The organism is Comamonas sp. GW821-FHT11H03 (assembly GCF_058807955.1).
Map to the genome: position 1 here is coordinate 411,622 of NZ_JBXARF010000002.1, position 25,043 is coordinate 436,664.

Sequence of the window (25,043 nt, forward strand, 5' to 3'; positions counted from 1 at the left end):
CTTTAAAGGCAGGTTATGGGCTGCGAACTCAGGCAGCTGGGGCTGCGGGCTGCGCAGCTTCGGGGGTATCGAGGCGGTAACCATAGCCATAAACGGCTGAAATGGCGTAGGGCTGACCAGCGCGCAAGTTCAGCAGATTGCGCAGGCGCGAGACATGGGTATCCAGCGAGCGTGACTGCACCTCGGCGTTCTGGCCCCAGACGACCTCGCGCAGATGATCGCGCGAGAGCAAACGGCCCTGGTTCTGGAACAGCGTCAGTGCCAGCGTGTATTCGCGGTGCGTGACCTCCACGGGCTGGCCGTCCATCTCTATGCCATTGATGGCGGTGAGAAAGCGGTAGGGACCGAAGTCCAGCACGCTTTGTGCCGTCAGCGGATAGGCGCGGCGCAGCAGCGCGGCGATGCGTGCGCGCAGCTCGCCCGCACGGATGGGCTTGATCATGAAGTCATCGGCACCGCTGGCCAGGCCTTCGACAATGTCGGCCTCTTCGCTGCGGTGCGTCACGAAGACGATCGGCACTTCCTTGCTGATCTGCTCGCGCACCCAGCGCACGATGTCCGGCCCGCTGCTATCGGGCAGCTCCCAGTCGACAAGCAGCAGATCGAAGCTCTCGCGCCGCAGGGCCTGCTGAAGGGCAGCTCCCTTGAGGTAAGAGTGACAGCTGTGCCCGGCTTCCGTCGCGACTTGTTGCAACAGTTCCAGTTGTAGTGGATCGTCATCCAGAGCAGCAATACGCATCGGTAGTTCCTTTAGTGCGAAGGATTGCATCCACGCTGTCCTTTGAGTGCGGAGGCAGCGTCCATCGGGCAGCGAGGAGCTATTGCTCGGCCGCCTCACGCAGTTGTTCCAGAGCCTGGATCACCTGGTCATCGCTGACACCATCCAGTGTCTGCAGGCGCGGCTTGATGGCGGCCAGAGCCGTCGCGCCTTCGCGCTGCAACTGGGCAATGTTCTGCCCCGCTTCCTTGGGGGCGGCAAAGCCCAGGCTTTGCAGCAGCAGCTGGCCGTCAGCGGCCACCAGCTTGAAGTAGAACTGGCCGTCCGTCTCGCGATACTGCTTGAACTGGGGCAGCGCCGTCTTGGCGGCCTTGGTCTTGGCCTTGCTGGCCTGCGCCAGATTGCGGATGCCCACGGCGGCGCGCAACTGCTGCAGCAAAGGGGTTGCCAGCTTGCGGGCCTTGATCGCACCGGCCTGAAGAATCTCTTCCAGCTCGGCGGGATGGGCAATCAGGTACTCGTAGCGCTCGCGCATGGGGGCGATTTCGCGGTCGATGCGCTCGAACAGGATCTGTTTGGCATCGCCCCAGGCAATGCCTTCGGCATATTGCTGGCGCAGTGCGGCACTTTCCTCTTCGCTGGCAAAGCCCTGATAGATCTGGAACAGGGCCGAGCCTTCGACTTCCTTGGCCTCGCCGGGGGCGCGCGAGTCGGTGGTGATGCTGTTGATGAGCTTTCTGAGCTGCTCGCGTGGTGCGAAGAGCGGAATCGTGTTGTTGTAGCTCTTGCTCATCTTGCGGCCGTCAAGGCCGGGCAGGGTGGCGACAGACTCTTCCACCACGGCCTCAGGCAGCGTGAAGTACTCGCTGCCGTAGATGTGGTTGAAGCTCGACGCCATGTCGCGCGCCATCTCCAGATGCTGCACCTGATCGCGCCCCACAGGAACCTTGTTGGCGTTGAAGATCAGAATGTCGGCGCCCATGAGCACGGGATACATGAAAAGACCGGCGGTCACCCCGTCGTCAGGTTCACTGCCGGATGCATTGTTCTTGTCCACCGCCGCCTTGTAGGCGTGGGCGCGGTTAAGCAGGCCCTTGCCGGTCACGCAGGTCAGGAACCAGGTCAGCTCCGGAATCTCGGGGATGTCCGACTGGCGGTAGAAGGTCACATGCTCGGGGTCGAGACCAGCGGCCAGCCAGCTGGCGGCGATTTCGATGGTCGAGCGCTGCACGCGCTCGGGGTCCTGACACTTGATGAGCGCGTGGTAGTCGGCCAGAAAGTAGAAGTTCTCCACATTCTTGTCACGACTGGCTTCGATGGCGGGGCGCATCATGCCTGCGTAGTTGCCCAGGTGTGGGGTACCGCTGGGGGTGATGCCGGTCAGAAAACGGGTGGTGCTCATAGGGATCAACAACAGATATCAGTAGCAGACCAGGCGCGGGGTTCAGCGCAGCAAGGCCATGAAGGGGTAGAGGATCAGATCGATGGCCGAGTAGCCCAGGCTCATCAACGGGCGCAGCCAGTAGTTGCCGACCACGCCGGCAATCACCAGCGCCATGACGATGAAAAAGCCATAGGGTTCGATACGCGCCACCAGTTGCGCCTGTTTCCAGGGCAGCAGACCGACCAGAATGCGGCCGCCGTCCAGAGGCGGCAACGGAAAGAGATTGAAAGCCCACATCACCAGATTGACCAGAATGCCGGCGCGGCACATCTCTAGGAAAAAGCGCTCGTGCAGACCTGAACCTACCAAGACGATCAGCAGCAGACCCCAGAACACGGCCTGCGCGAAATTGGAGGCGGGACCGGCCAGCGCTACCCAGATCATGTCGCGCTTGGGGTGGCGCAGATGGTCAAAGCGCACGGGCACGGGCTTGGCGTAGCCGAAAAGAAACGCCCCCGAGGTAGCGAAATACAGCAGTAGCGGCATCAAGATGGTGCCGATGGGATCGATATGCTTGATAGGGTTGAGCGTGATGCGCCCCATCATGGCTGCGGTGTTGTCGCCAAAGTGACGCGCCGCATAGCCGTGCGCCGCCTCATGAATGGTGATGGCGAACAGCACGGGCAGTGCGTAAATCAGTACGGTTTGTATGAGTTCGGTGAGTTCCACGCACTGATTGTCTCAGACGCCGAGTCAAGCTGCTGTCTTGTGTCGGGACAAGCCGTTTGCTGTTGCAGAAATACGGGTTGCACATAGTTGTGTGGTAAACCAGATGTTGCAAAATGCAACTCGCGCAAATCTGCGGTTGCTGCCTGCACGGCAGAACAGGTTTTGTGCGGGTTGATGAAATCAATACATAACGCGGCGTTCGGCAGGACAGGGCAAGGGGATCGATATGACGGTAAGCAAGCGACTGGTAATCGCATTTGTCAGCATCAGTGTTTTTGTGCTGGCTTTGATGGGAATTGCCTGGTCAGCAATGTCCGATGTGCTGGAGGTGCTCAAGGCGGGTTCGCTGACGGCGCAGCAGTCCGAGAGCCTGATGGCCGAGGTGGAACGTTCGCGCTGGTGGCTGCTGGCACTGGGGGCCTGGGTCTGCATTTCCTGCGCCTGGTCGTGGGTCAGCCTGCGACGCCGCATCGTCGCGCCCCTGCAGGAAGCCATACTGATTGCCGAGACCGTGGCGGCAGGGGACCTGAGCAAGGAGTTCTCTTCCAATGCCGAAGGCGAGTTCGGACGTTTGCTGACGGCACTGAGCACCATGGAAGACACGCTGACCGAGTTGGTGGGCCGTATCAAGCAGTCCACCGACTCGCTGGCCGTGTCGGCCTACGAGATTGATGCAGGCAACACCAACCTCTCCAGCCGTACCGAGCAGCAGGTCAGCGCGCTGACCGAAACCGCAGCCAGCATGGAGCAGCTCACCGTCACCGTGCGCCAGAACGCAGAGCGCGCTCATTCGGCCAGCTCTCTGGCGGTCGCTGCATCGGCCACGGCCGGACGTGGCGGTGAAGTGGTGGACCAGGTGGTTCACACCATGGATGCCATCAGCGGCAGCTCGCGCAAGATTGTGGACATCATTCAGGTCATTGAAGGTATCGCCTTCCAGACCAATATCCTGGCCCTCAATGCGGCCGTGGAAGCGGCCCGTGCTGGCGAGCAGGGACGTGGCTTTGCCGTGGTGGCCAGCGAGGTGCGCTCGCTGGCCCAGCGCAGTGCCGAAGCGGCCAAGCAGATCAAGGAGCTGATCACGGCCAGCGTGACCCAGGTCGAAAGCGGCTCTGGCCTGGTGGGCCAGGCCGGCAGCACCATGAAGGACATCATGCAGTCCGTGGGCCAGGTCACAGGCCTGCTGAGCGAAATCTCCGGTGCGCTGCAGCAGCAAAGCGAGGGCATCGCCCATGTGAATATGGCCGTGGCCCATATGGACAGCACCAATCAGGAAAATGCCGCCCTGGTCATGCAGGCCACGCAAGCCGCTGCTGCGCTCAATGCGCGCACGCAGGATCTGCAGCAGGCGGTGGGTGCCTTCAAACTCGATGACGATGAAGCGCCTGGTCTGGTTCCTTTCGCCATGCCAGCTCCACGCGGAGCGGTGGCCGCGCAGGCGCGTCCAGCTCGTGCCCGCGAGCTGGCCTATGAAGAACTTTGATTCAGCGAATTTCGTGCAGATAGCCGTAAATGGCTACGACGGCAAAGCCGAAATGGAGGCAGATAGCCGTTCCCAGCAAGACTTTGCGGCGCAGCATGGAGTCATCCTCATGTGCCGACAGTCCTGGACAGACATGGAATGATTGGCCTTTGCCATAGGCCCTGATCGCCCACGCCGTCCAGAGGGTGGCCAGGGCATAGATCAGCCATGACGGAGACGCCCGCCAGAACAGCACCGCCACCATCACCGAGTACGCGCACAAAAAGCCGGTGAGCCAGGGCCAGTGGCGCTGAACAAAGTCTTGCGGCGGCTGCTTTGGCTGCATGAGGCCGCGCTTATTCGGGTTGCAGGCCGATGTCCTTGAGGCTGCCCATGCCCTGGCGCACCACGACGGGCGAATTGTTCAAGGCCATGGGCGTGAGGTCCAGCACCGTGGTGGGTTGCTGCGGGCAGGCACCGGAGTCGACCACGGCATCCAGCTCATGGGGGAAGCGCTCCAGAATCGACTCTGCATCATTGAGCGGCTCGGTCTCTCCGGGCGCGATCAAGGTGGTGGCCAGCAAGGGCTCGCCCAGCTCTTCCAGCAGCAGTTGCAGGCCTTTGCGATCCGGCACGCGCAGGCCGATGGTCTTGCGCGAGGGGTGGCTCAGGCGCTTGGGCACTTCCTTGCTGGCTTCAAGAATAAAGGTGTAGGGGCCTGGCGTGGCCAGCTTGAGCAGGCGGTACTGGCGGTTGTCCACGCGGGCATAGTTGGCCAGCTCGGACAGGTCGCGGCACAGCAGCGTGAGGTGGTGCTTGTCGTTGATCTGCCGGATGCGGCGCATGCGGTCCACGGCGTTCTTGTCGTCCAGGTGGCAGACCAGGGCATAGCTGGAATCGGTGGGTACTGCAAGAATGGCACCCTTGCGCAGCATTTCTGCCGCCTGCTTGATGATGCGCGGTTGCGGGTTCTCTGGATAGACTTCAAAAACGGTGGTCATGCAATCTCTCTCTGTGATTTACGCACGCTGTATGCGGTCCTGCAGCAGCTCCCAGACGGGTGTGAGCTGGCTGGGCAGATGGGGCAGCTGCCCCAGGTCTATCTGCGATTCATCGGGGCTGTGAAAGTCGCTGCCGCGCGATGCGGCCAGTCCGAATTCCAGGGCCAGATCGGCATAGATCGCATATTCGTGCGGGCGATGGCTGCCGGTCACGACCTCCACGCCCTGGCCGCCGAGTTCCTTGAACTTGGAAAACAGCGCATATTCCTCGTTGCGGCTCAAGTCGTAACGTGCGGGGTGAGCAATCACGGCGACGCCTCCTGCATCCACGATCCAGCGCACGGCATCCTCCAGATTCGCCCAGACATGGGCGACATAACCGGGCTTGCCTTCTGTCAGATAGCGTTTGAAGACTTCATAGGTGTCGCTGCAGACTCCGCTCTCCACGAGAAAGCGCGCAAAGTGGGTGCGTGAGATCAGCTCGGGGTTGCCTGCGTGGCGCAGTGCTCCTTCATAGGCACCCGGAATGCCGGCCAGCTCCAGCTGCCTGGCCATTTCGCGGGCGCGTGGGCCGCGGCCGTTGCGCGTGTCGTACAGGCCTTGGGTCAGAGCTGCGTTATCGGCGTCAAAGCCCAGGCCCACGATATGTACGCCGCTGCCCGAGAAGCTGACGGAAATTTCAGTGCCTGTCAGATAGTCCAGCCCCGCTGACCTGGCTGCGGCTGCTGCCCGGTGCTGGCCACCGACCTCGTCGTGATCGGTCAGCGCCCAGAGCTCCACCCCTCGCTCGGCAGCACGCAGAGCCAGTTGCTCGGGCGTCAGAGTGCCGTCGGAGACGACGGAGTGGCAGTGCAGATCGGCGTTCAGATAGGTTTTGGGCACGGCTTGATTGTAGGCGGCTGTACGCAATCATGATGTGTGTCATCGCACGAGCGCTGTTGCCGTCGTAGCTTGTAACAAAGCTCAAATCTCTCGCAAGTATGCCGATTAAGGATTAGCTACAGCTCTTGTGAGTTTCTGAATTCGTTAAGGCTGCCACGGTGTTGCTTGATCTATTGAGATGGATAAAAAAATGAAATTGAATCAGTTCTCTGTGTCACAAAAGCTGTGGGCTTTGGTGATTGGCTTGCTGGCGGGCTTGCTGCTGGTATCTGCAGGCAGTCTGATCTATCTGGATCGCGTGTACGTGAGCATCTCCAAGGAGGCCACACGCACCCGAATGGCTGCCAACATTGCCAGCGAGTGGCGTCATCTGACCGAGCAAAGTGTGGATCGCTCCATCGTCGCTGCCATTTCCTCCGAGGAAAACCTGGTGGAGCAGCAGCGCAAGCTGATGAGTGACGGGATTGCGCATATCACCGAACTGCAGAAAAAGCTCAACGAACTGGTCACTGACGATGAGTCACGCAAGGTGCTGGACGAGGTTGCCGAGCGCAGGCGCAAGACGCTGGAGAGCAATGCAGCCGTGCAGGCCGCGCGCAATAGCAGTGATTTCGCGGCAGCTTTCGACATTGTGGAAAAGCGGCTGCGTCCCGACGCCAAAACCTATATGGATGCCCAGCGCAAGTTTGTGCAGTTGCAGGAGCAGCGCAGCGAGCGCGCGATTGCCGATGGCGAAGCGCGCCAGTCTCAGGCCTATGTGGCTATCGGTCTGGTCTGTGGTCTGATTGTTCTGCTGGGCTTGGCGATGGCTGTGCTGATTCTGCGCTCGATCACCGCTCCATTGAATGAGGCGATGGTGCTGGCCGACTCGATCGCTGCCGGCGATTTGACGGCAACGGTACGCAATGACCGTCATGACGAACTTGGCCGTCTGCTCAAGTCCCTGAACGCCATGGCCGAGCGCTTGCGCTCCGTCGTTGGTCAGGTGCGCTCGGGCGTGGAGTCCGTCTCCTCGGCCTCGGGCCAGATTGCCACGGGCAACCAGGACCTGTCGGCCCGCACCGAGCAGACGGCGGCCAACCTCGAAGAAACCGCTGCCAGCATGGAAGAGCTGACGGCCACCGTCACCCAGTCTGCCGACACTGCGCGTCAGGCCAATCAGCTGGCATCGACAGCCGCCCAGGCGGCCGAGCAAGGCGGTCGCGTGGTGCAGCAGGTCGTGCAGAGCATGGGCCAGATCACCGACAGCAGCCGCAAGATTGCCGACATCATCGGCGTGATCGACTCCATTGCCTTCCAGACCAACATCCTGGCCTTGAATGCCGCCGTGGAAGCGGCCCGAGCTGGCGAGCAAGGCCGTGGTTTTGCCGTGGTGGCGGGCGAGGTGCGCAGCCTGGCGCAGCGCAGCGCAGAGGCGGCCAAGGAGATCAAGCAGCTCATCACCACTAGCGTCGATAACGTGCAGTCCGGCTCGCAGCAGGTAGAGCTGGCGGGCCAGAGCATGAGCGAGATTGTGGCCGGCGTGCGCCGCGTCAGCGACCTGATTGGCGAGATCACGGCCTCGTCCACCGAGCAGCGCGACGGCATCAACCAGGTCAATCAGGCGGTGAGCAATCTGGACCAGATGACGCAGCAGAACGCTGCGCTGGTGGAGGAGTCCAGTGCAGCAGCGCTGTCCATGCAGGAGCAGGCGCGCCGCCTGGCCGAAGTGGTGTCTGTCTTCAAGCTCGGCCATGAAACCGGCTATGCCAAGGCGGCAGCTCCCCAGCGCCCGGCCAGCCGCGCCATGCCGGCCATGGCGCCAGTGAAGCAGACTGCTGCTGCAGTCAGGCCCGCGATCAAGAAAGCGCCCGCCGGCCCGGCTCCCACTGCACTGAGTGCCAGCAAGGCCAAGCCTGCTGCGCACTCTGACGATGGGGATTGGGAAACTTTCTAAACCGCAGGCCGACACCTGCTTGCAGGCCCGCCGCTTCTGACAGGAGGCGGCGGGCTTTTTCATTCTGGCCGGCCAACTCCAGCCGTGTCGAAAAGCGGGAAAGTACTGAGAACATCAGTCGTGCGCAATATGCAAAGCAGTTGTAACAATTATTAATATATTGATGAGACCTCGGGGAGAGCATCCCGCAGAGGTGGAGGGAGGACGTCAGGGGCCAGGAATTGACCGTCAGAGTCATGCACAAGCCAGCCCGGAGTTCACGATGCGGACGTGCCTGTGTTTGTGGGTTCTTTTGTCTGGATTGGTTGGTTCATGAAGTTGTTTCAATTCACCGTGGCTCGGAAGCTGTGGGCGTTGGTGATCGGTCTTTTGGCGGGCATGCTGTTGCTGGTGGCAGGCAGCCTGGTTTATTCCAAACGTGTCAACGAGGGCGTTCTTGCGGCGGTGGTGGAAGCTCAGACTGCTGCTGCGCAGGCCAAGGAGTGGCGCATCCTGACCCAGATGAGCATGGATCGCTTCACGGCGGCCGCCATGTCCACGGAAGAGAATCTGGTCGAGCACCAGTACAAGGCCATGGCCGGCCTGATCGCCAGCATCAACGAGTTGCGCGACAAGGTGCTGGCACAGGTTCATACGCAAGAGGCCAAGAGCCTGATGGCCGATGTGAACACGCATAGAGATGCCTTGTTTGCGGTGAACAAGGAGGTGGATCAGGCTCGTCAATCCAAGGATTTCGAGCGTTCGCAAAAGCTGATCGAAGAGCGGCTCAATCCGATGGCGCAAAAGTACTATGCGACCCTGGATGCCTATGTGCAGCTGCAGGACCGCTACCGGGTGCAGGCGCTGGAGCTGGGTGAATCCATCCGCTCCAAAGCCTATGTGGTGATAGCTATCTCTTGCGGCGTCATCATGCTGCTGGGCCTGGTGACCGGCCTGCTCATCATGCGCTCCATCACCCAGCCTCTGCTTGAGGCCGTGGAGCTGGCAGATGCGATTGCCGAGGGCGATCTGAGTTTCAGAACCGGGCATGACAGCGAAGACGAACTGGGCCATCTGCACCAGTCATTGAATGCCATGGCCGAGCGTCTGCGCTCTGTGGTCGGTCAGGTGCGATCGGGCGTGGAGTCCGTCTCCTCGGCCTCGGGCCAGATTGCCACGGGCAACCAGGACCTGTCGGCCCGCACCGAGCAGACGGCGGCCAACCTCGAAGAAACCGCTGCCAGCATGGAAGAGCTGACGGCCACCGTCACCCAGTCTGCCGACACGGCCCGCCAGGCCAACCAGCTGGCATCGACAGCCGCCCAGGCGGCCGAGCAAGGCGGTCGCGTGGTGCAGCAGGTGGTGCAGAGCATGGGCCAGATCACCGACAGCAGTCGCAAGATTGCCGACATCATCGGCGTGATCGACTCGATTGCCTTCCAGACCAACATCCTGGCCTTGAATGCCGCCGTGGAAGCGGCCCGAGCTGGCGAGCAAGGCCGTGGTTTTGCCGTGGTGGCGGGCGAGGTGCGCAGCCTGGCGCAGCGCAGCGCCGAGGCAGCCAAGGAGATCAAGCAGCTCATCACCACTAGCGTCGATAACGTGCAGTCCGGCTCGCAGCAGGTAGAGCTGGCGGGCCAGAGCATGAGCGAGATTGTGGCCGGCGTGCGCCGCGTCAGCGACCTGATTGGCGAGATCACCGCCTCGTCCACCGAGCAGCGCGACGGCATCAACCAGGTCAATCAGGCGGTGAGCAATCTGGACCAGATGACGCAGCAGAACGCGGCGCTGGTGGAGGAGTCCAGTGCGGCAGCGCTGTCCATGCAGGAGCAGGCGCGCCGCCTGGCCGAAGTGGTGTCTGTCTTCAAGCTGGGACGAGATGCCGAGGCCTTCGCGGCTAAGCCCATATCGCTTATGAAAGTGCCAGCGACGATCAAGGCGATCAGGCCTGCGGCTCAGCCTGTCGCAGCCCTCCCCAGGCTGACGCAGGCCAGGCCCAAGGCCCGGTCGGTCGCAAGCACTGCGGACGACGATAGCTGGGCGCAGTTCTAAGTAGCGGGCGCTGCGCGCACAGTACAGCCGCCGCGTCCCCGGTGGCGGCTTCCCTGGCTGGGGTGAAGATCAGAAGCCCATGTTGCCGGCACCACCCTCGAAGTCCTGCGCGGCTTCCACGAGAAACTGCACCTTGCGTTCGCCGCGCCATTCGTTGATGTCCAGGCGATAGGCCAGGGTGGTGCGCGCGGGCAGCGGGTCGGTGTGGTTGAACCAGATGCCGTCGATCTTGGAGCCATGGTGCAGCAGCTCCAGCTTCAGATGCTTTTCGCCGACCAGTCGCTGCGAGGTGATCTCCAGCTCTTCGCTGAAAGTCGGCGCGGCAAAGCCCTGGCCCCAGACGGCCAGCTGCATTTGTTCGATCAGGCCGGTGTCCAGCCATTGGGGCGAAAGCGGCCCGTCGGTCTCCAGTCTGCGCGTCAGCGTTGCGGCATCCAGCCATTCCCTGGCGACCTGGGCAAAAGCCTGCTCGAACTCGTCAAAGTGCGCTTCCTCTATGGTGCAGCCTGCCGCCATGGCGTGGCCGCCAAAACGCAGTATCAGACCGGGATGGCGCTTGCTGACGAGGTCCAGCGCATCGCGCAGGTGAAAGCCTGGAATGGAGCGGCCCGAGCCCTTGAGCTCGTGCTCCTTGCCCGGAGCGCCACTGGCTGCAAAGACAAACGTGGGCCGGTGCAGCTTGTCCTTGATGCGCGATGCCACTACACCGACCACGCCTTCGTGAAAGTCGGGGTCGAACACGCTGATGGCAGGCGGCGGCGTCATGCCGTCCTCGCACAGGCCCTCGGCCATGAGCAGGGCATGCTCGCGCATGCTGACTTCGATCTCACGGCGCTCGCGGTTGATGCTGTCCAGCATGCGTGCCAGATTGTCGGCGCGGCTGACATCTTCCGTGGTCAGGCACTCGATGCCTATGGTCATGTCGGCAAGACGACCGGCGGCATTGATGCGCGGGCCCAGGGCAAAGCCGAAGTCGATGGTGGAGGCCATGTCAAAGCGGCGGCCCGATGCCTCGAACAGCGCGCGTATGCCGGGCTGCATGCTGCCTTTGCGAATCTGCTTGAGGCCCAGTGCCACCAGGCGGCGGTTGTTGGCGTCGAGCTTGACCACATCGGCCACCGTGCCCAGGGCGACCAGCGGCAGCAATTGCTCAAGACGGGGCTGGTTGTGGCGGTCAAAGCGGCCGCGGTTGCGTAGCTCGGTGCGCAGTGCCAGCAGCACATAGAACATGACGCCCACGCCGGCCATGGATTTGCTCGCGAACTCGCAGCCAGGCTGGTTGGGGTTGACGATGGCATCGGCTGGCGGCAGGTGGTCGCCAGGCAAGTGGTGGTCGGTCACAACGACGGACATGCCCAGCTCCTTGGCCACGGCCACGCCTTCCACGCTGGCAATGCCGTTGTCCACGGTGATCAGCATGTCGGCACCGGTCTCCTTGACGCGGCGCGAGATGGGGGCGGTCAGGCCGTAGCCGTCGATCACGCGGTCGGGCACGAGGTAGTCGGCATGGGCAGCGCCCAGCATGCGCAGGCCGCGCAGGCCCACGGCGCAGGCTGTTGCGCCATCGCAGTCATAGTCGGCGACGATGCACAGACGCTTTTGCGCGTCTATGGCATCGGCCAGCAGTTGCACGGCAGCATCGATGCCGCGCAGGCCCGAAGGCGGCAGCAGCCGGGCCGGGGCATCGTCCAGTTCGTCGGCCGAGCAGACGCCTCGCGCTGCATAGAGCTGGGCCAGCAAGGGATGAACCTTGGCCTGAAGCAGTGCAGAGACACTGTCGTTGGGGATGGATCTGGGAATTATTTTCATAGCATTTCCCGTAGATCAGGCAGGCGTTTCGTGCCAAAAACACTCTTTATCTTGTCCATCAGGCCGCGTGGCTGGCTTTGCCACTGCACCGCATTGCGTTCGCCGCAGAGCGTGAGCTTTACGGGTTCGCCACGGGCAGCCCGCTGCTGCAGCTCGGCGATCAGGCCGCTGTCCAGCGCCTGCCAGGCCTTTTGCCAGCCTTGCACATTGCCTTGCAGCGCGCTGTGGCGCAGATCATCCACGCACACGGTCCGGGCGGTCGCCGCAGGCAGGCTGGCGAGGTCTCCCGTGCCATGCACCCAGAAGGAGTTGATGGGCGGCAGGCCGCGCTCGGCCCGCAGGTCGTTGAATACATGGGTGTAGAGCAGCATCTGCAACTCGGTCTGCAGACGCTGAATGATGGCTCCCTGAATCGGGTCGGGCATCCAGGGGCGCACGTCGCGGCCCAGCGCGCGGTCCATCGATGCGGTGGCCAGACCCTTGAAGGCTGCACCGCGTGCCAGCCAGAGGTCGGCGCGCAGATATTGCAGCGTGATGCCGTCGTCGCTGAACCAGGGAGCGATCAGCGCCAGCAACTGGCGGGATTCGTCTTCGTCCAGCGGCGCGCTGGCCGGGTCGGTCTGATGGACCTGGTCCGGCGTGATATGCCAGTGGCAGGGCGTGATGAAGGCACAGGCCTGACTGCTGTCTCCAGCCGCCAGTGCAGCCCAGGGAATCAGACCGGGTGTATCGGGCAGCTGCATGCCACGGGCCAGGGCGCGCTCATGCGGGGGAGAGAAATCCATCTCGTCGCCCTGCACCATCGGGGACGGTGCCAGCGTTGCCAGCAAGGCCTGCAGGTGAGGGAGTTGCAAACCGTCCCATGCCTGGGGAATGTCGGCAGGGCCGCTGGCATAGGCAACAATGATTTCAGAGGTGCCTATGCCCAGGGCTTGGGCGGCAGGCAGCAAAGGCGCGGTCAAAGACATGGGCGCTATTGTCGGGCATGGCCGCCGCCCGGGCATGGTGCGGGGTGCTTTGTCACCTCGCCGGCATATTTTTCAGGGTGTAGACCAGGCTGTAGCTCGCGTCCTCGGCAATGGCGGGCATGCCGGCATTCCAGTCGTCCCAGTGCTGGCGCATGGCCTGCATGCGCTCGGGGTGCTGGCCGGCCAGATTGGCACGCTCGCGCTCGTCCTGCGCCAGATTGAACAGGTATTCGTTGTCTTCCACGCGCAGGTATTTCCATTCGCCCTCGCGCAGCGCACGCTGGTTGCGGTAGAGCATGCGCCAGTACAGCGGCCGGGCAAACTCCGCACCGTCGGTGCGCAGCACGGGCAGCAGGGAGACGCCGTCCAGCGGGTAGTCGGGATCGGCGCTCACACCGGCAGCATCCAGCACCGTGGCCGACCAGTCCATGCTCATGCATGGCTGGGCGCTGGCGCGACGGGCTTCGATCACGGCAGGCCAGTGGGCGATCCAGGGCACGCGGATGCCGCCTTCGGTCAGGTCCATCTTGCCGCCCACCAGAGGCCAGCTGTCCGAGAAGCGCTCGCCGCCGTTGTCGCTGGTGAAGACGATCAGCGTGTTGTCGAGCTGGCCGCTCTTGCGCAGTGCTTCGACGATCCAGCCTATGCCCTCATCCATGTGATGAATCATGCGGCGGTACTGGTGAATATTGCCTCCCGTCAGATGCGTGATGCCCGCTCCCAGCTGCTCGGCAGTCTCGCGGTCATCACGGGTTTCCCAGGGCCAGTGCGGCGCCGTGTAGTGCAGGCTCAGGAAGAAGGGGGCGTTGCCCTCGCTCATGCGGTTGACAAAGTCCACGCTGCGCTGGGACAGCAGGTCGGTCAGATAGCCTTCGTCGTGATACTCCTCTTCGCCCACCCACAGATCGTGCTGGCCCGAGCTGCTCAGATGGGTGAAGTAATCCACGCCGCCCGACATGGGGCCGAAGTACTCCTCGTAGCCAGAGCGCAACGGGCCGAAGTGGGGAGGGTAGCCCAGATGCCATTTGCCGATCAGTGCCGTGCGGTAGCCCGCGCCCTTGAGCAGCGAGGCGACGGTGGGGATCTCGGGCGGCAGGCCCAGCTTGGCGCCCAGCGGCGTGCCACGCGTCTTGCTGTTGATGGGCTCCTCGGCGGCACCGCGCAAGCGGTATTGATAGCGGGCCGTGGCCAAGGCAAAACGCGTGGGCGAGCACACGGGGGAATTGGCATAGCCCTGGGTGAGCCTGAGGCCGTTGGCGGCCAGGCGGTCGAGCACCGGAGATACCGGGCCGAAGTCGGCATCGCGGCCGCCGTAGCAGCCCAGATCGGCATAGCCGAGATCGTCGGCGACGATAAAGATGATGTTGGGACGAGTCATGAAATGCGGGCCGTTGTTGTTATAGGTCGGTAGGTCGGCAAGAGGCCCTATTCCATCTTCATGCCGGTGGCCTGCGCCAGCACACGGTAGCGGTCGGCCAGGGCCTGGATGCGCTTGGCGGCTGCATCACCTGTCAGTCCTTCGTAGACCATGTCGTTGACACGCATGCGCTCGCGCAGCGTGCCGTCCTTCATGGCCTTCTCGAGGTGTGCCTGGATTTTCTGCACCAGCGGCTCAGGTGTGCTGCTGGGCACCCAGGCCGCGAAAAGCACTTCCTGCTGCAGCTCCTTGTGTCCCAGCTCTGCCACCGAGGGGACTTTCGGCAGCAAGGGGTTGCGCTGGGCCGTGGTCACCGCCAGCGCCGTGATCTTTGCAGTGGTCACATGGGGCAGCATGGCAGTGGAGCTGATGACGCCGCCATCCACTTCGCCCGAGAGCATCGCCAGCGTGGCGGGTGCATTGCCTTTGTAGGGCACGTGGTTGACCTTGGCTCCGGTGGCGTAAGTCAGGATGCTGGAGGCCAGATGGCCGGGGGTTCCATAGCCGGCGGAGCCCAGGGTCAGGCCCTTGTCCTTGCCGCGGGCAATGAACTGCTCCAGTGTCTTGATATTGGTCTTGGGACTGACAGCCATCAGCATGCCTTGCGAGGCGAACACCATGACAGGACGCAGGTCGCCATTTTTGAACGGCATGCTTTTGTAGATCAGCGGGTTGACCGTGAAGCTCGTGTCCAGGCCGATCAGCATGGTGTAGCCGTCGGCGGCAGCCTTGGCGACGTAATCGGCTCCTATGTTGCCGCCAGCGCCGGTGCGGTTTTCAACAACGAAGGGCTGCTTGGTTTCGCGCTGAAGCACTTCTCCGACACCGCGCGCCAATATGTCCACCGCCCCTCCGGGAGCGAAGGCTGCTATCAGCCGAACCGGCTTGTGAGGCCAGGCGGCGACGGCAGCGCCATCGACAGATTGGGCCAGGGAGGCGAAGGCGGAGCAGCCCAGCAGCAGAGCCAGGCTGGTTGGGAGAAGGCGGCGGGGTGCAGTCAGGCGAGCCATGGAATCACTCTCTTGTCTGAGGGAGGAGCCGGCATTTGCGAAAATCCCCGGCACTCCCCTTTGTCTCTGTATTGGGAATGCCACTGTAGAAGTGACATCCACAATTGATCTAATCAACTCATCCCCGTGAATACCCGACAACCCACCTCCATTCAGCAGATGCTGTTGTTTCGCATCAGCCGCTTCTTTGGCGTGGCGGGCGGAATGGCGATGCGCATGTGCGAGGCCCGCTTCGGCCTCACGCGTCGTGAATGGGGAGTGATGGCGACGCTGGCGACCGAGGAGGGTTTGCTGTCCTCCGAGCTGGCGCAGAAGGTGCAACTGGACAGGGCGCGCACCTCTCGGGCGCTCGGCGGTTTGGAGGACAAAGGCTGGGTGCTGCGCAAACCTCTGGATGGAGACCGCCGGCGCGTGGCCATGTATCTGACCGATGAGGGGCGGCGCATGTACGGCCTGATACTGCCCGAGATGGTCAAGATCCATGCCGATATCGTGTCCATTCTCAGCGATGAGGAACTGGCCTTGTTTGACGGCCTGCTGGCAAAGCTCCAGGCCCATGCGGTGACGCTGGAGCAGCAGGATCGGTATGCGGATCTGCCGCGCATAGGGCGCAGCAGGCCGCCCCGATAGAGGGGGTGGACAGTCAGGTCGCAGAAGGCTGGCGCCGACAACAGGGCATTGCCGGCAATGCCACAATGCATGCCAACATGCAATTTCCCTACGAACTGGCCGTGGGCTGGCGCTATACCCGTGCAGGGCGCGCCACACGCCGCAATGGCTTCATCTCCTTTATCTCGGGTGTCTCCATGCTTGGCATTGCGCTGGGCGTGGCGGCGCTGATCATTGTGCTGAGCGTGATGAACGGCTTCCAGAAGGAAGTGCGGGATCGCATGCTCAGCGTCGTCTCACATGTGGAGATCTACGCCCCTCAGGGCGCGCCCCTGCCCGATGTGGAGCGCACCATGCGCGAGGCCAGAGCCAACCCCGATGTGGTGGGGGCCGCGCCTTTTGTGGCGGCCCAGGCATTGCTGGCGCGTGGCGAGGACATGAAAGGCGCCTTGGTGCGCGGTATCGATCCGGCGCGTGAGGGCGAGGTGACCGACCTGGCGGCCGCCAGCGGCGAGGTGCTCAAGCGCCTGGTGCCCGGCGAGTTCAAGGTGGTGCTTGGCATCGAGCTGGCGCGCAGTCTCGGTGTGAGCGAAGGCGATGTGATCACGCTGATCGCGCCCAGCGGACAGGTCACGCCAGCGGGCGTGCTGCCGCGCATGAAGCAGATGACGGTGGCCGGCACCTTCGATTCCGGTCACTACGAATATGACTCGGCGCTGGTGATGATGCATTACGAGGATGCACAGCGCATCTTCCGCCTGGAAGGGCCGACCGGCATTCGTCTCAAGCTCAAGGATCTGCACGAGGCGCCGCGCGTGGCGCATGAACTGGCGGACACCCTGACGGATCGCTTGTTCATCCGTGACTGGACGCAGCAGAACAAGACCTGGTTTGCCGCCGTGCAGCTTGAAAAACGCATGATGTTCATCATCCTGACCCTGATCGTGGCCGTGGCGGCTTTCAATCTGGTGTCCACCCTGGTGATGAGCGTGCAGGACAAGCGTGCCGACATTGCCATCCTGCGCACCCTGGGGGCCTCGCCCTCGTCCATCATGGGTATCTTCATGGTGCAGGGCGCCATGGTCGGCGTCATCGGTACCTTGGCCGGTCTGGCGCTGGGGCTGGCGATTGCCTTCAATATCGACGTCATCGTGCCGGCCATTGAGCAGGCGCTGCATGCCAATTTCCTGCCCAAGGACATCTACCTGATCAGCAAGATGCCCAGCGAGCCGCAGTCCACGGACATCGTGCCGATCGCCGTGATTTCCCTGATTCTTTCTTTTGTGGCCACGATTTACCCCAGCTGGCGTGCCAGCCGCGTGAACCCTGCGGAGGCACTGCGTTATGAATGATGTTGTGATGGAGCGGAATGTGCTGGAGGCACGCGGCCTGACCAAGCGCTTTGCCGAAGGCAAGCTGGATGTGACCGTGCTGCAGGGTGTGGATCTGCAGGTTCAGGCGGGCGAGACGCTGGCGATTGTCGGCGCCTCGGGCTCGGGAAAATCGACCTTGCTGCATTTGCTGGGCGGGCTGGATGCGCCCACCACCGGCAGCGTCAGCCTCATGGGTCAGCCCCTGCACCAGCTCAGCCCGCAAAAGCAGGGCGCGCTGCGCAACCGGCATCTGGGCTTCATCTACCAGTTCCACCACCTGCTGGCCGAATTTTCGGCTCAGGAAAATGTGGCCATGCCACTGCGCATTCGCCGCGATGTCAGGGAGGACTGCATGGACCGCGCGGCCGAGATGCTGCGCGCCGTGGGCCTGGGCCAGCGCATGGCGCATCGCCCGGCCGAGCTGTCGGGCGGCGAGCGTCAGCGCGTGGCCATTGCACGCGCCCTGGTCACGCGTCCGGCCTGCGTGCTGGCCGACGAGCCCACGGGCAATCTGGATCGCGGCACGGCCGATACGGTGTTTGCGCTGATGCTGGAGCTGGCGCGCAGCCATGGTACGGCGTTCGTGATGGTCACCCATGACGAGGGCTTGGCCGCGCGTTGCGATCGCATGGTCAGGCTGGGGCGCGGGCAATTGGCCTGATCGTGCTCAGCCACAGCAAGGCCCGGGTCGCTGCAGTTGCAGTGCCCCGGGCCTTTTTTCATGAAAGTCGCCTGAAACGATCTATCAATAAGCGCTGACAGCTGCATTTCTGATAGCGACCTTGGCTTGCTCGCGAGCCGATGCCTGCAGCGGCACGGCGGGGCGCGGCTTGCCTGAGCCAGGGTTGGTCGAGACATCCTGAGCCGTCAGGTCGTCGGTGACCTCACGCAGCCTGGCGGACTGGGCCAGCGAAGTCTGCACCACTTCGCCCATGATCTGCGTGACCTGGCGCGATGAGTTCACGATCTCCGCCATGGTGGTGCCCGCTTCGCGCACCTGCGTCACCCCCTGGGTGACCTGGGTGACCGAGGTCTGGATCAGTTGCTTGATTTCCTTGGCGGCTTCGGCACTGTGCTGGGCCAGCTGGCGCACCTCATTGGCCACCACGGCAAAGCCCCGTCCCTGGTCACCGGCGCGGGCCGCTTCCACGGCGGCGTTGAGCGCCAGCAGATTGGTCTGGAAGGCGATGGAGTCCATCATGCCGATGATGTCGCTGATCTTGCGCGAGCTGGCGCTGATGGATTCCATGGTGGTCACCACATCCTGCACGGTGCGACCGCCGGCCTCGGCCACGCTGCAGGCGTCCTGGGCCAGCTCGTTGGCCTGGCGCGCATGGTTGGCGCTTTCGGTCAGCCCCTCTACCGTGGCGCGCAGGGTTTGCGCTGCGGTCACGCGGCGTGTGATGTTGGTGGCGAACTTGACGACCTTGAAGGGCCGGCCTTCGGCGTCGAGTATGGGGTTGTAGCTGGCTTCGATCCAGACCTGGCGGCCGGCCTTGGCTATGCGCAGGTACTGGCCTGCATCATGATGGCCCAGGGCCAGCTTCTGCCAGAAATGCTGATAGGCCGGGGATTGGCGCTCGTGCGGCTGGACAAACATGCTGTGGTGCCTGCCAACGACTTCGGCGAGGGAGTAGCCCATGGTCTGCAGGAACAGATCGTTGGCCGTGAGGATGTTGCCGTTCAAATCGAACTCGATGATGGCTTGCACCTTGGCAATGGCCTGGAGCTGGCCGCGTGCATCGTCTTCGTGCTGCTGCTGCTCGGTGATATCGGTGGCGTACTTGATGACTTTGCGCGGCTGGCCCTGGCTGTCGAAGATCGGGTTGTAGCTGGCCTGCAGCCACACATCCTCGCCCTGGCTGTTGATGCGGCGGTAGCGGCCGCTGTCATGCAGGCCTGCCGCCAGGCGCTGCCAGAACTGGGCGTACTCGGCAGAGGCCCGGGTCTCCTCGTCCACAAACATGCGGTGATGCTGGCCGATGATCTGCTCGGCGCTATAGCCCATGGTGCGCAGAAAGTTGTCGTTGGCCGTCAGCACATGGCCTTGCAGATCGAACTCGATCACGGCCTGCACCTGATCCAGTGCGGCCAGCTTGCCCTGCATATCGGCGCGTTGATGACTCTGGCTCAGGCGTTGCCAGAGCGTGCTTTGCAGAAGTCCCGTCATAACTTGCTCCTTTGGCCGATAGCACAGGGCAGGGGGGGTGAAGTTGCTTAATGTTTTATTTGTTTCAATGTGTGTACCGTAGGACAAGACTGGAAACTGTCTGTAGTCACTTGACGTGTCATCTGCCGATGCCGCCCTGCGCAGGCAGCCCGGCCGAGGCATGATGTGCAGATGCCAACCTGGATAGATACCCATTGCCACCTGGATGCGCCCGAATTCGCGCCTGACAGAGATGCCGTGCGCGCCGCTGCGCAGGCCGCAGGCGTCACGCATCTGGTCATTCCCGCCGTGCAGCGCAGCCACTGGAAAGAGGTGATTGCACTTGCGCATCTGCATGGCGACAGCTATGCGCTGGGCATCCATCCGCTCTACACGCCCGGCGCCGAGGAGTCCGATATCGCGGCGCTGCGCGAACTGCTGAACCAGCAGCGCGGGGACCCGCATCTGGTGGCGGTGGGCGAAATCGGCCTCGACTTTTTTGTCCCCGGACTGGACGAGCAGCGCCAGATCTGGTTCTACGAGCAGCAGATCCGGCTGGCATGCGAGTTCGAGCTGCCCGTCATCCTGCATGTGCGCAAGAGCAGCGATCGTCTGCTCAAGACCTTGCGTCAGCACAGGGTTGTGGGTGGCATTGCCCATGCCTTCAACGGCAGCGCCCAGCAGGCGCAGGCCTTCATCGATATGGGCTTCAAGCTGGGCTTTGGCGGTGCCATCACCTATGAGCGCGCGCTCAAGCTGCGCGAGCTGGCGGCCAGCCTGCCGCTGCAGGCCCTGGTGCTGGAGACCGATGCGCCCGATATCCCGCCGCACTGGCTCTACACCACGGCCGAGCAGCGCGCGGCCGGCCGGCCCCAGGGACGCAACAGCTCCGCCGAGCTGCCGCGCATTGCTGCGCAGATCGCGCGGCTGCGCGGCATAGGCATTGAGCAGCTGGCGCAGGCCAGCACGGCCAATGCACGCAAGGCGCTCAAAGGGCTGCCGGCACTCCCGTAGATGGGCAGTATCTATCCTTTGCAGGCGATGAGGTTTATGCTCATCTTTTTGAATATCAGCCCAAGATCCAGGCCGATGATGGCTGGGCGACAATAGCGCATGACCGAGGATTCTTCAGCCACTCCAACAGAGACTGGCCTGCGCTGGCAGGGGCTGGCGGCGGTGGCTGATGGCCGCACGCGAGCGCTGGTGCTGGGCAGCTTTCCGGGCCTGAAGTCGCTGCAGCAGGCACAGTACTACGCCCATCCGCAAAACCAGTTCTGGCCTTTGCTGCAGGCCTTGTGGCCTGCGTATCCCCAGCCGCCACGCCCCGACTACGCGGGCCGCTGCGAGTGGCTGCTGGAGCGTGGCCTGGGTCTGTGGGATGTGTATGCGAGTTGCGAGCGCGAGGGCAGTCTGGACAGCGCCATTCGCTGCGCCCAGGTCAACGACTTTGCCGGGCTGCGTCAGCGCTGCCCGGATCTGCAGCTGGCATTGCACAACGGCGGCGAAAGCTACAAGCATGCCCGCCAGACCGAGGCGCTGGGGCTGACGGCCCTCAAGCTGCCATCGACCAGCCCGGCCAATGCCAGCTGGCCGTTCGATAAAAAACTGCAGGCCTGGCGCCATGCGCTGGCGGCCCATGGCCTGCTTTGAAGATTGGTGTGAAACGTGATCCGTAAAACCCGTGGCGGTGCCAAATCCGCGCAGGACAAGAATGTGGGCAGCGTGCAGGAGCTGCCCGAAGTCAGCGTCTCCGACGATGGCGATATCCGCTATCTGCATCTGGGTACGCCCTGGGTGCAGGGCTCCATGCGCATTCGCGACCCTTTTGATCTCGACCTGGAATATGTGCAGCGCATGATGGGCTGGCTGCTGTTTGCCACGCCTGCCGAAGTACCCCGGATGCACGCCATGCAACTAGGTCTGGGGGCTGCAGCCATCACCAAGTTCTGCCACAAGAAGCTGCGCATGAAGACCACGGCGGTCGAGCTCAATCCCCAGGTGCTGGCCGTGTGCCGCAGCTGGTTCAAGCTGCCTCCCGACAGCAGCACGCTGCAGGTGGTGCTGGCCGATGCAGCTCAAGAGATCAAAAAGACTGAATGGCAGGGCACGGTCGATGCACTGGCAGTCGACCTCTATGACCATGAAGCGGCGGCTCCCGTTCTCGACAGCGCAGAGTTCTATGCTGATTGCCGCAATCTTCTGACCGAGGACGGCATCATGACCGTCAACCTCTTTGGCCGCTCCTCAAGCTTTGACAAAAGCCTGGATCAGATGGCCCAGGCCTTTGGCGAGGATGCGCTCTGGGCCTTCCGCCCCACACGCGAAGGCAATACCGTGGTGCTGGCACAGCGCACACCGCGTGTTCTGCAGGGCGCCGAGCTGGATCTGGCCTGTGACCAGGTGCAGGCCCGCTGGGACCTGAACACCACGCGCTGGGCCAAGGTGTTCGTGCCGGCCCGCGATGCCGAGGCCGGCAGCAAGACGGCCAGATCCAAGGTCGTCCGAATCGGCCGAGGCGCAGCCGAATGACTGCAAAGCCTGAGTAAGTTGATGGTGTCGGCCTTTAGTGCGGCGGTTTTGTGCCGATGATATGGTCATGACGATCAGTGCCATCTCCTCCAGTTCTGCCAGCCCAGCCTCTTCGGCGGCTGGCGTGGCATCGCGTATCCAGCAGCTGCAAAGGCAGATCAAGGATGCCACCAACGAACTCAAAGAAGTTGCCAACAGCGACGCTGATGCCAAAACCAAGAAGCAGCAGGCGCAGTTGCTGCAGACCAAGATCCAGATGTTGCAGGCCCAGATAGAGGCATTGCAGAACCAGCAGGCAGAGCAGGCCCAGCAGGCTGCCCAGCGTGGGGCCGAGGCCGTCCGGCAAAAGCCGGACGATGCGGTGCAGAGCAGCAGTCGCAGCAATGCGGGCCAGGGTGGGCTGGGCGGTCTGCTGGACGAATACGCCTGAGCTGCATCAGACAAAAGGGATAAAAGGCCTTTATCGGTCTCTTATGCACCGTCCTGATCGGGTGCATGGGCCGATGGCGGTACAGTCAAGGCAGTTTTGTTGCCACAGCCGCCCATGTCATTGACTGAATCCATCCTGCCCCGATCCGTCAAGCCAGCCCACTACCAGGGGCCGCTGGACTGGCGCACGCTGGTGCAGTGGCTGCAGGAAGACGGTGTGATCACGGCGCAGGAGGCGGGGCGCACGGTGGCGCGCTGCTCGGCGGCCGAGAGTGCTCAGCTGCCGCTGGTGCGCCTGGCCAATGTGGGCGTTGTCGGCGCCCAGACGCATCAGCCGCTGGATCTGGAGGCCCTGACCCAGTACCTGGCCCAGCGCAGCGGCCTGGCCTATCTGCGCATCGACCCGTTGCGCGTGGATGTGGGCCGCGTGGGCGAGGTCATGAGCGCCAGCTACGCCGAGCGCCACAAGGTGCTGCCCGTGCAGGTCACGGCCAAGGAGGTGGTGATTGCCACGGCCGAGCCCTTCATCACGGACTGGGTGAGCGAAGTCGAGCGGCAGGCCCACCGCAGCGTGCGCTGCGTGGTGGCCAATCCGCAGGACATCAAGCGCTACACGGCAGAGTTCTTTGCGCTGGCCAAGTCCGTGCGTGCTGCCGAGAAAGCCGGCGGTGCGACCGGTGGCGCGAGCTTCGAGCAACTGGTGGAGCTGGGCCAAAGCAACAAGCAGCTCGACGCCAACGACCAGGGCGTGGTGCGCGTGGTGGACTGGCTGTGGCAGTATGCCTTCGACCAGCGCGCCAGCGACATCCACCTGGAGCCCAGGCGCGAGCAGGGCGTGATCCGCTTTCGCATCGACGGCGTGCTGCACCCGGTCTACCAGATGCCCATGGGCGTGCTGAACGCCATGGTGGCGCGCGTCAAGCTGCTGGGGCGCATGGATGTGGTGGAAAAGCGCCGCCCGCTGGACGGCCGCATCAAGACGCGCAACCCGCGCGGCGAGGAAGTGGAAATGCGCTTGTCCACCTTGCCCACGGCCTTTGGCGAGAAGATGGTGATGCGCATCTTCGATCCCGAGAACACGGTCAAGAACCTCGATGCGCTGGGCTTCAGTGCCCATGATGCCCAGCGCTGGGAAGATCTGGTCAAGCGTCCGCACGGCATCATTTTGGTCACCGGCCCCACAGGCTCGGGCAAGACCACCACGCTGTACTCCACGCTCAAGCGGGTGGCGACCGAGGAGGTCAATGTCAGCACGGTGGAAGACCCCATCGAAATGATCGAGCCCAGCTTCAACCAGACCCAGGTTCAGCCCCAGCTTGATTTCGGCTTCACCGAAGGCCTGCGCGCGCTGATGCGTCAGGACCCGGACATCATCATGGTGGGCGAGATCCGCGATCTGGCCACGGCCGAGATGGCGGTGCAGGCTGCCTTGACCGGCCATCTGGTGTTTTCCACGCTGCATACCAACGATGCCCCCAGCGCCGTCAGCCGCCTGATGGAGCTGGGCGTGCCCTCGTATCTCATCAACGCCACATTGCTGGGTGTGCTGGCCCAGCGCCTGGTGCGTACGCTGTGCTCCAGCTGCAAGGTGCGCGATGAAGACGCAAAGCCCGAGGATCTGGCCGAGTCGGTCAGGCCCTGGAAGCTGACGGGCAGTTACCAGCCCTACAAGCCCGTGGGTTGCGAGGACTGCCGCATGACAGGCTACCGCGGCCGCATGGGGTTGTACGAGCTGCTCATGGTCACCGAGGCCCTCAAGAAGCAGATTCACGATGCCCCGTCCATGGACGCTCTGCGCCGTCAGGCCGTGCAGGACGGCATGCGCCCTCTGCGTCTGGCCGGGGCTTTGCGAGTGGCAGAGGGTGTGACCACCTTGCCCGAAGTGCTGGCCTGCACGCCGCTGATGAGCGAAATCTGAAGGTTCGAGTGCAAGTGCTTGCTTTCGGTTTTTCTCAGCAAGAAAAGGCCGTCACTGGCCTGGGCTGAATGGGTAAATGTGTACAAAACGTCGGCATTAGGGTATGCCCTTTGTAGGTGGAATCCACATCAATTTGGCATATCTATGAAACGAGAATCGCCAAGTCGTGATTTCCGTAAGGAGACGTTTTGTGAAAATCAAGAGCCAAAAAGACTTTTTCTCCGGTCTGATGTTCTTGGCCGTCGGTCTCGCATTTGCGATCGGCGCGTCCAACTACACCATTGGCACCGGTGCCCGTATGGGTCCAGGTTACTTCCCTCTGATCCTGGGTGTGCTCATGTCCATCCTGGGTGCAGCCATCTGCGTCGGCGGCCTGACCAAGGGCCCCGAAGGTGGTGACAAGATCGGTAAGTGGGCCTGGAAGCCGGTGTTCTTCGTGCTGGCTGCCAACTTTGCCTTCGGCATTCTGTTGGTGGGCGTGCCGGCTGTGGGCATCCCCCAGTTCGGTTTGATCATTGCGATCTACGCTTTGGTCTTTATCGCCAGCATGGCCGGTCAGACCTTCAACCTCAAGGAAACAGCAATCCTGGCCACCGTTCTGGCCGTGGGCAGCTATTTCGCTTTCGTGTGGGCGCTGAATCTGCAGTTCCCCGTGTGGCCTAGCTTCATCGCTGGCTAATCAGGAGCAT

Annotated in this window: 23 protein-coding genes; 12 read left to right on the forward strand and 11 right to left on the reverse strand. The window is 62.9% G+C overall.

The features are described from left to right. Nucleotides 1-28 precede the first annotated feature (28 nt). The 3 genes from AC1RTQ_RS06385 to AC1RTQ_RS06395 form a co-directional block, all read right to left on the reverse strand. Nucleotides 29-739, reverse strand: a complete 711-nt coding sequence (locus AC1RTQ_RS06385) for a response regulator transcription factor (RefSeq protein ID WP_492874738.1) — start codon at nucleotides 737-739, stop codon at nucleotides 29-31. A gap of 79 nt (nucleotides 740-818) precedes the next feature. After that, nucleotides 819-2,120 carry a tryptophan--tRNA ligase gene (locus AC1RTQ_RS06390; protein WP_492874739.1) on the reverse strand — a complete coding sequence of 434 codons (1,302 nt, stop codon included), beginning with the start codon at nucleotides 2,118-2,120 and terminating at the stop codon, nucleotides 819-821. A gap of 42 nt (nucleotides 2,121-2,162) precedes the next feature. Continuing rightward, on the reverse strand, nucleotides 2,163-2,831 hold the full coding sequence (locus AC1RTQ_RS06395) for a site-2 protease family protein (protein ID WP_409813956.1): 669 nt from the start codon (nucleotides 2,829-2,831) through the stop codon (nucleotides 2,163-2,165). Between the two features lie 226 nt (nucleotides 2,832-3,057). Between AC1RTQ_RS06395 and AC1RTQ_RS06400 the strand changes: the two genes are divergently transcribed. Continuing rightward, complete coding sequence (locus AC1RTQ_RS06400; RefSeq protein ID WP_492874740.1) at nucleotides 3,058-4,314, forward strand: methyl-accepting chemotaxis protein; 1,257 nt, start codon at nucleotides 3,058-3,060, stop codon at nucleotides 4,312-4,314. A gap of 1 nt (nucleotide 4,315) precedes the next feature. Here AC1RTQ_RS06400 and AC1RTQ_RS06405 read toward each other — a convergent pair whose 3' ends face one another. From AC1RTQ_RS06405 to AC1RTQ_RS06415, 3 genes are read right to left on the reverse strand one after another with little or no spacing between them, the layout of a single operon-like run. Continuing rightward, nucleotides 4,316-4,639, reverse strand: a complete 324-nt coding sequence (locus AC1RTQ_RS06405) for a hypothetical protein (protein WP_492874741.1) — start codon at nucleotides 4,637-4,639, stop codon at nucleotides 4,316-4,318. Between the two features lie 10 nt (nucleotides 4,640-4,649). Next, nucleotides 4,650-5,294 (reverse strand): L-threonylcarbamoyladenylate synthase, encoded by a 645-nt coding sequence (locus AC1RTQ_RS06410; RefSeq protein ID WP_492874742.1) that lies wholly within the window; start codon nucleotides 5,292-5,294, stop codon nucleotides 4,650-4,652. 18 nt (nucleotides 5,295-5,312) lie between these two features. Next, the gene (locus tag AC1RTQ_RS06415; RefSeq protein WP_492874743.1) at nucleotides 5,313-6,176 is read right to left on the reverse strand and encodes a 3',5'-nucleoside bisphosphate phosphatase; all 864 of its coding nucleotides are present in this window, start codon (nucleotides 6,174-6,176) and stop codon (nucleotides 5,313-5,315) included. A 190-nt stretch (nucleotides 6,177-6,366) separates the two neighbouring features. Between AC1RTQ_RS06415 and AC1RTQ_RS06420 the strand changes: the two genes are divergently transcribed. Next, nucleotides 6,367-8,112 (forward strand): methyl-accepting chemotaxis protein, encoded by a 1,746-nt coding sequence (locus AC1RTQ_RS06420; protein WP_492874744.1) that lies wholly within the window; start codon nucleotides 6,367-6,369, stop codon nucleotides 8,110-8,112. 312 nt (nucleotides 8,113-8,424) lie between these two features. Next, nucleotides 8,425-10,143, forward strand: coding sequence for a methyl-accepting chemotaxis protein (locus AC1RTQ_RS06425; protein ID WP_492874745.1), 1,719 nt, complete (start codon nucleotides 8,425-8,427; stop codon nucleotides 10,141-10,143). Nucleotides 10,144-10,212: 69 nt separating this feature from the next. Here the strand turns inward: AC1RTQ_RS06425 and recJ are convergent, their stop codons facing one another. From recJ to AC1RTQ_RS06445, 4 genes are read right to left on the reverse strand one after another with little or no spacing between them, the layout of a single operon-like run. Beyond that, nucleotides 10,213-11,952, reverse strand: a complete 1,740-nt coding sequence (gene recJ / locus AC1RTQ_RS06430; RefSeq protein WP_492874746.1) for a single-stranded-DNA-specific exonuclease RecJ — start codon at nucleotides 11,950-11,952, stop codon at nucleotides 10,213-10,215. After that, the gene (locus tag AC1RTQ_RS06435) at nucleotides 11,949-12,920 is read right to left on the reverse strand and encodes a phosphoglycerate mutase (RefSeq protein WP_492874747.1); all 972 of its coding nucleotides are present in this window, start codon (nucleotides 12,918-12,920) and stop codon (nucleotides 11,949-11,951) included. Before AC1RTQ_RS06435 ends, recJ begins: the two co-directional genes overlap by 4 nt. 52 nt (nucleotides 12,921-12,972) lie before the next feature. Then, entirely contained in the window at nucleotides 12,973-14,298 is a 1,326-nt protein-coding gene (locus AC1RTQ_RS06440) for a sulfatase family protein (RefSeq protein WP_492874748.1), read from the reverse strand. Nucleotides 14,299-14,345: 47 nt separating this feature from the next. Next, nucleotides 14,346-15,347, reverse strand: a complete 1,002-nt coding sequence (locus tag AC1RTQ_RS06445) for a Bug family tripartite tricarboxylate transporter substrate binding protein (RefSeq protein ID WP_492874749.1) — start codon at nucleotides 15,345-15,347, stop codon at nucleotides 14,346-14,348. A gap of 159 nt (nucleotides 15,348-15,506) precedes the next feature. Here AC1RTQ_RS06445 and AC1RTQ_RS06450 point away from each other — a divergent pair, with 159 nt between their 5' ends. The 3 genes from AC1RTQ_RS06450 to lolD all read left to right on the forward strand — a co-directional run bounded on the left by AC1RTQ_RS06450 (nucleotide 15,507) and on the right by lolD (nucleotide 17,990). Next, nucleotides 15,507-15,977 (forward strand): MarR family winged helix-turn-helix transcriptional regulator, encoded by a 471-nt coding sequence (locus AC1RTQ_RS06450; RefSeq protein WP_326999585.1) that lies wholly within the window; start codon nucleotides 15,507-15,509, stop codon nucleotides 15,975-15,977. 77 nt (nucleotides 15,978-16,054) lie between these two features. Next, nucleotides 16,055-17,308: a lipoprotein-releasing ABC transporter permease subunit gene (locus AC1RTQ_RS06455; RefSeq protein ID WP_409813981.1), complete on the forward strand. Its 1,254-nt coding sequence runs from the start codon at nucleotides 16,055-16,057 to the stop codon at nucleotides 17,306-17,308. After that, nucleotides 17,301-17,990 (forward strand): lipoprotein-releasing ABC transporter ATP-binding protein LolD, encoded by a 690-nt coding sequence (gene lolD, locus AC1RTQ_RS06460; protein WP_492874750.1) that lies wholly within the window; start codon nucleotides 17,301-17,303, stop codon nucleotides 17,988-17,990. The genes AC1RTQ_RS06455 and lolD overlap by 8 nt, the downstream gene beginning before the upstream one ends. 84 nt (nucleotides 17,991-18,074) lie before the next feature. On the opposite strand, the gene AC1RTQ_RS06465 is transcribed toward lolD, so the two are convergent. Further along, nucleotides 18,075-19,499, reverse strand: a complete 1,425-nt coding sequence (locus AC1RTQ_RS06465) for a methyl-accepting chemotaxis protein (RefSeq protein ID WP_492874751.1) — start codon at nucleotides 19,497-19,499, stop codon at nucleotides 18,075-18,077. Between the two features lie 171 nt (nucleotides 19,500-19,670). Here AC1RTQ_RS06465 and AC1RTQ_RS06470 point away from each other — a divergent pair, with 171 nt between their 5' ends. The 6 genes from AC1RTQ_RS06470 to AC1RTQ_RS06495 all read left to right on the forward strand — a co-directional run bounded on the left by AC1RTQ_RS06470 (nucleotide 19,671) and on the right by AC1RTQ_RS06495 (nucleotide 25,033). Next, nucleotides 19,671-20,492 carry a TatD family hydrolase gene (locus AC1RTQ_RS06470; RefSeq protein ID WP_492874752.1) on the forward strand — a complete coding sequence of 274 codons (822 nt, stop codon included), beginning with the start codon at nucleotides 19,671-19,673 and terminating at the stop codon, nucleotides 20,490-20,492. A gap of 99 nt (nucleotides 20,493-20,591) precedes the next feature. Then, nucleotides 20,592-21,128 (forward strand): DNA-deoxyinosine glycosylase, encoded by a 537-nt coding sequence (locus AC1RTQ_RS06475; RefSeq protein WP_492874753.1) that lies wholly within the window; start codon nucleotides 20,592-20,594, stop codon nucleotides 21,126-21,128. 15 nt (nucleotides 21,129-21,143) lie between these two features. Continuing rightward, nucleotides 21,144-22,007, forward strand: coding sequence for a spermine/spermidine synthase domain-containing protein (locus AC1RTQ_RS06480; protein ID WP_492874754.1), 864 nt, complete (start codon nucleotides 21,144-21,146; stop codon nucleotides 22,005-22,007). Nucleotides 22,008-22,074: 67 nt separating this feature from the next. Beyond that, nucleotides 22,075-22,437, forward strand: coding sequence for a FlxA-like family protein (locus AC1RTQ_RS06485; protein WP_492874755.1), 363 nt, complete (start codon nucleotides 22,075-22,077; stop codon nucleotides 22,435-22,437). 114 nt (nucleotides 22,438-22,551) lie between these two features. Continuing rightward, entirely contained in the window at nucleotides 22,552-24,354 is a 1,803-nt protein-coding gene (gene tfpB, locus AC1RTQ_RS06490; RefSeq protein WP_492874756.1) for a type IV pilus assembly ATPase TfpB, read from the forward strand. Nucleotides 24,355-24,544: 190 nt separating this feature from the next. Continuing rightward, complete coding sequence (locus AC1RTQ_RS06495; RefSeq protein ID WP_492874757.1) at nucleotides 24,545-25,033, forward strand: tripartite tricarboxylate transporter TctB family protein; 489 nt, start codon at nucleotides 24,545-24,547, stop codon at nucleotides 25,031-25,033. Nucleotides 25,034-25,043 lie beyond the last annotated feature (10 nt).

Coding starts and splice junctions, on each gene's coding strand:
- AC1RTQ_RS06385 (WP_492874738.1), bottom strand. CDS start 739: ATGCGTATTGCTGCTCTGGATGACGATCCACTACAACTGGAACTGTTG.
- AC1RTQ_RS06390 (WP_492874739.1), bottom strand. CDS start 2,120: ATGAGCACCACCCGTTTTCTGACCGGCATCACCCCCAGCGGTACCCCA.
- AC1RTQ_RS06400 (WP_492874740.1), top strand. CDS start 3,058: ATGACGGTAAGCAAGCGACTGGTAATCGCATTTGTCAGCATCAGTGTT.
- AC1RTQ_RS06405 (WP_492874741.1), bottom strand. CDS start 4,639: ATGCAGCCAAAGCAGCCGCCGCAAGACTTTGTTCAGCGCCACTGGCCC.
- AC1RTQ_RS06410 (WP_492874742.1), bottom strand. CDS start 5,294: ATGACCACCGTTTTTGAAGTCTATCCAGAGAACCCGCAACCGCGCATC.
- AC1RTQ_RS06420 (WP_492874744.1), top strand. CDS start 6,367: ATGAAATTGAATCAGTTCTCTGTGTCACAAAAGCTGTGGGCTTTGGTG.
- AC1RTQ_RS06425 (WP_492874745.1), top strand. CDS start 8,425: ATGAAGTTGTTTCAATTCACCGTGGCTCGGAAGCTGTGGGCGTTGGTG.
- recJ (WP_492874746.1), bottom strand. CDS start 11,952: ATGAAAATAATTCCCAGATCCATCCCCAACGACAGTGTCTCTGCACTG.
- AC1RTQ_RS06435 (WP_492874747.1), bottom strand. CDS start 12,920: ATGTCTTTGACCGCGCCTTTGCTGCCTGCCGCCCAAGCCCTGGGCATA.
- AC1RTQ_RS06440 (WP_492874748.1), bottom strand. CDS start 14,298: ATGACTCGTCCCAACATCATCTTTATCGTCGCCGACGATCTCGGCTAT.
- AC1RTQ_RS06445 (WP_492874749.1), bottom strand. CDS start 15,347: ATGGCTCGCCTGACTGCACCCCGCCGCCTTCTCCCAACCAGCCTGGCT.
- AC1RTQ_RS06450 (WP_326999585.1), top strand. CDS start 15,507: ATGCTGTTGTTTCGCATCAGCCGCTTCTTTGGCGTGGCGGGCGGAATG.
- AC1RTQ_RS06455 (WP_409813981.1), top strand. CDS start 16,055: ATGCAATTTCCCTACGAACTGGCCGTGGGCTGGCGCTATACCCGTGCA.
- lolD (WP_492874750.1), top strand. CDS start 17,301: ATGAATGATGTTGTGATGGAGCGGAATGTGCTGGAGGCACGCGGCCTG.
- AC1RTQ_RS06465 (WP_492874751.1), bottom strand. CDS start 19,499: ATGACGGGACTTCTGCAAAGCACGCTCTGGCAACGCCTGAGCCAGAGT.
- AC1RTQ_RS06470 (WP_492874752.1), top strand. CDS start 19,671: ATGCCAACCTGGATAGATACCCATTGCCACCTGGATGCGCCCGAATTC.
- AC1RTQ_RS06475 (WP_492874753.1), top strand. CDS start 20,592: ATGACCGAGGATTCTTCAGCCACTCCAACAGAGACTGGCCTGCGCTGG.
- AC1RTQ_RS06485 (WP_492874755.1), top strand. CDS start 22,075: ATGACGATCAGTGCCATCTCCTCCAGTTCTGCCAGCCCAGCCTCTTCG.
- tfpB (WP_492874756.1), top strand. CDS start 22,552: ATGTCATTGACTGAATCCATCCTGCCCCGATCCGTCAAGCCAGCCCAC.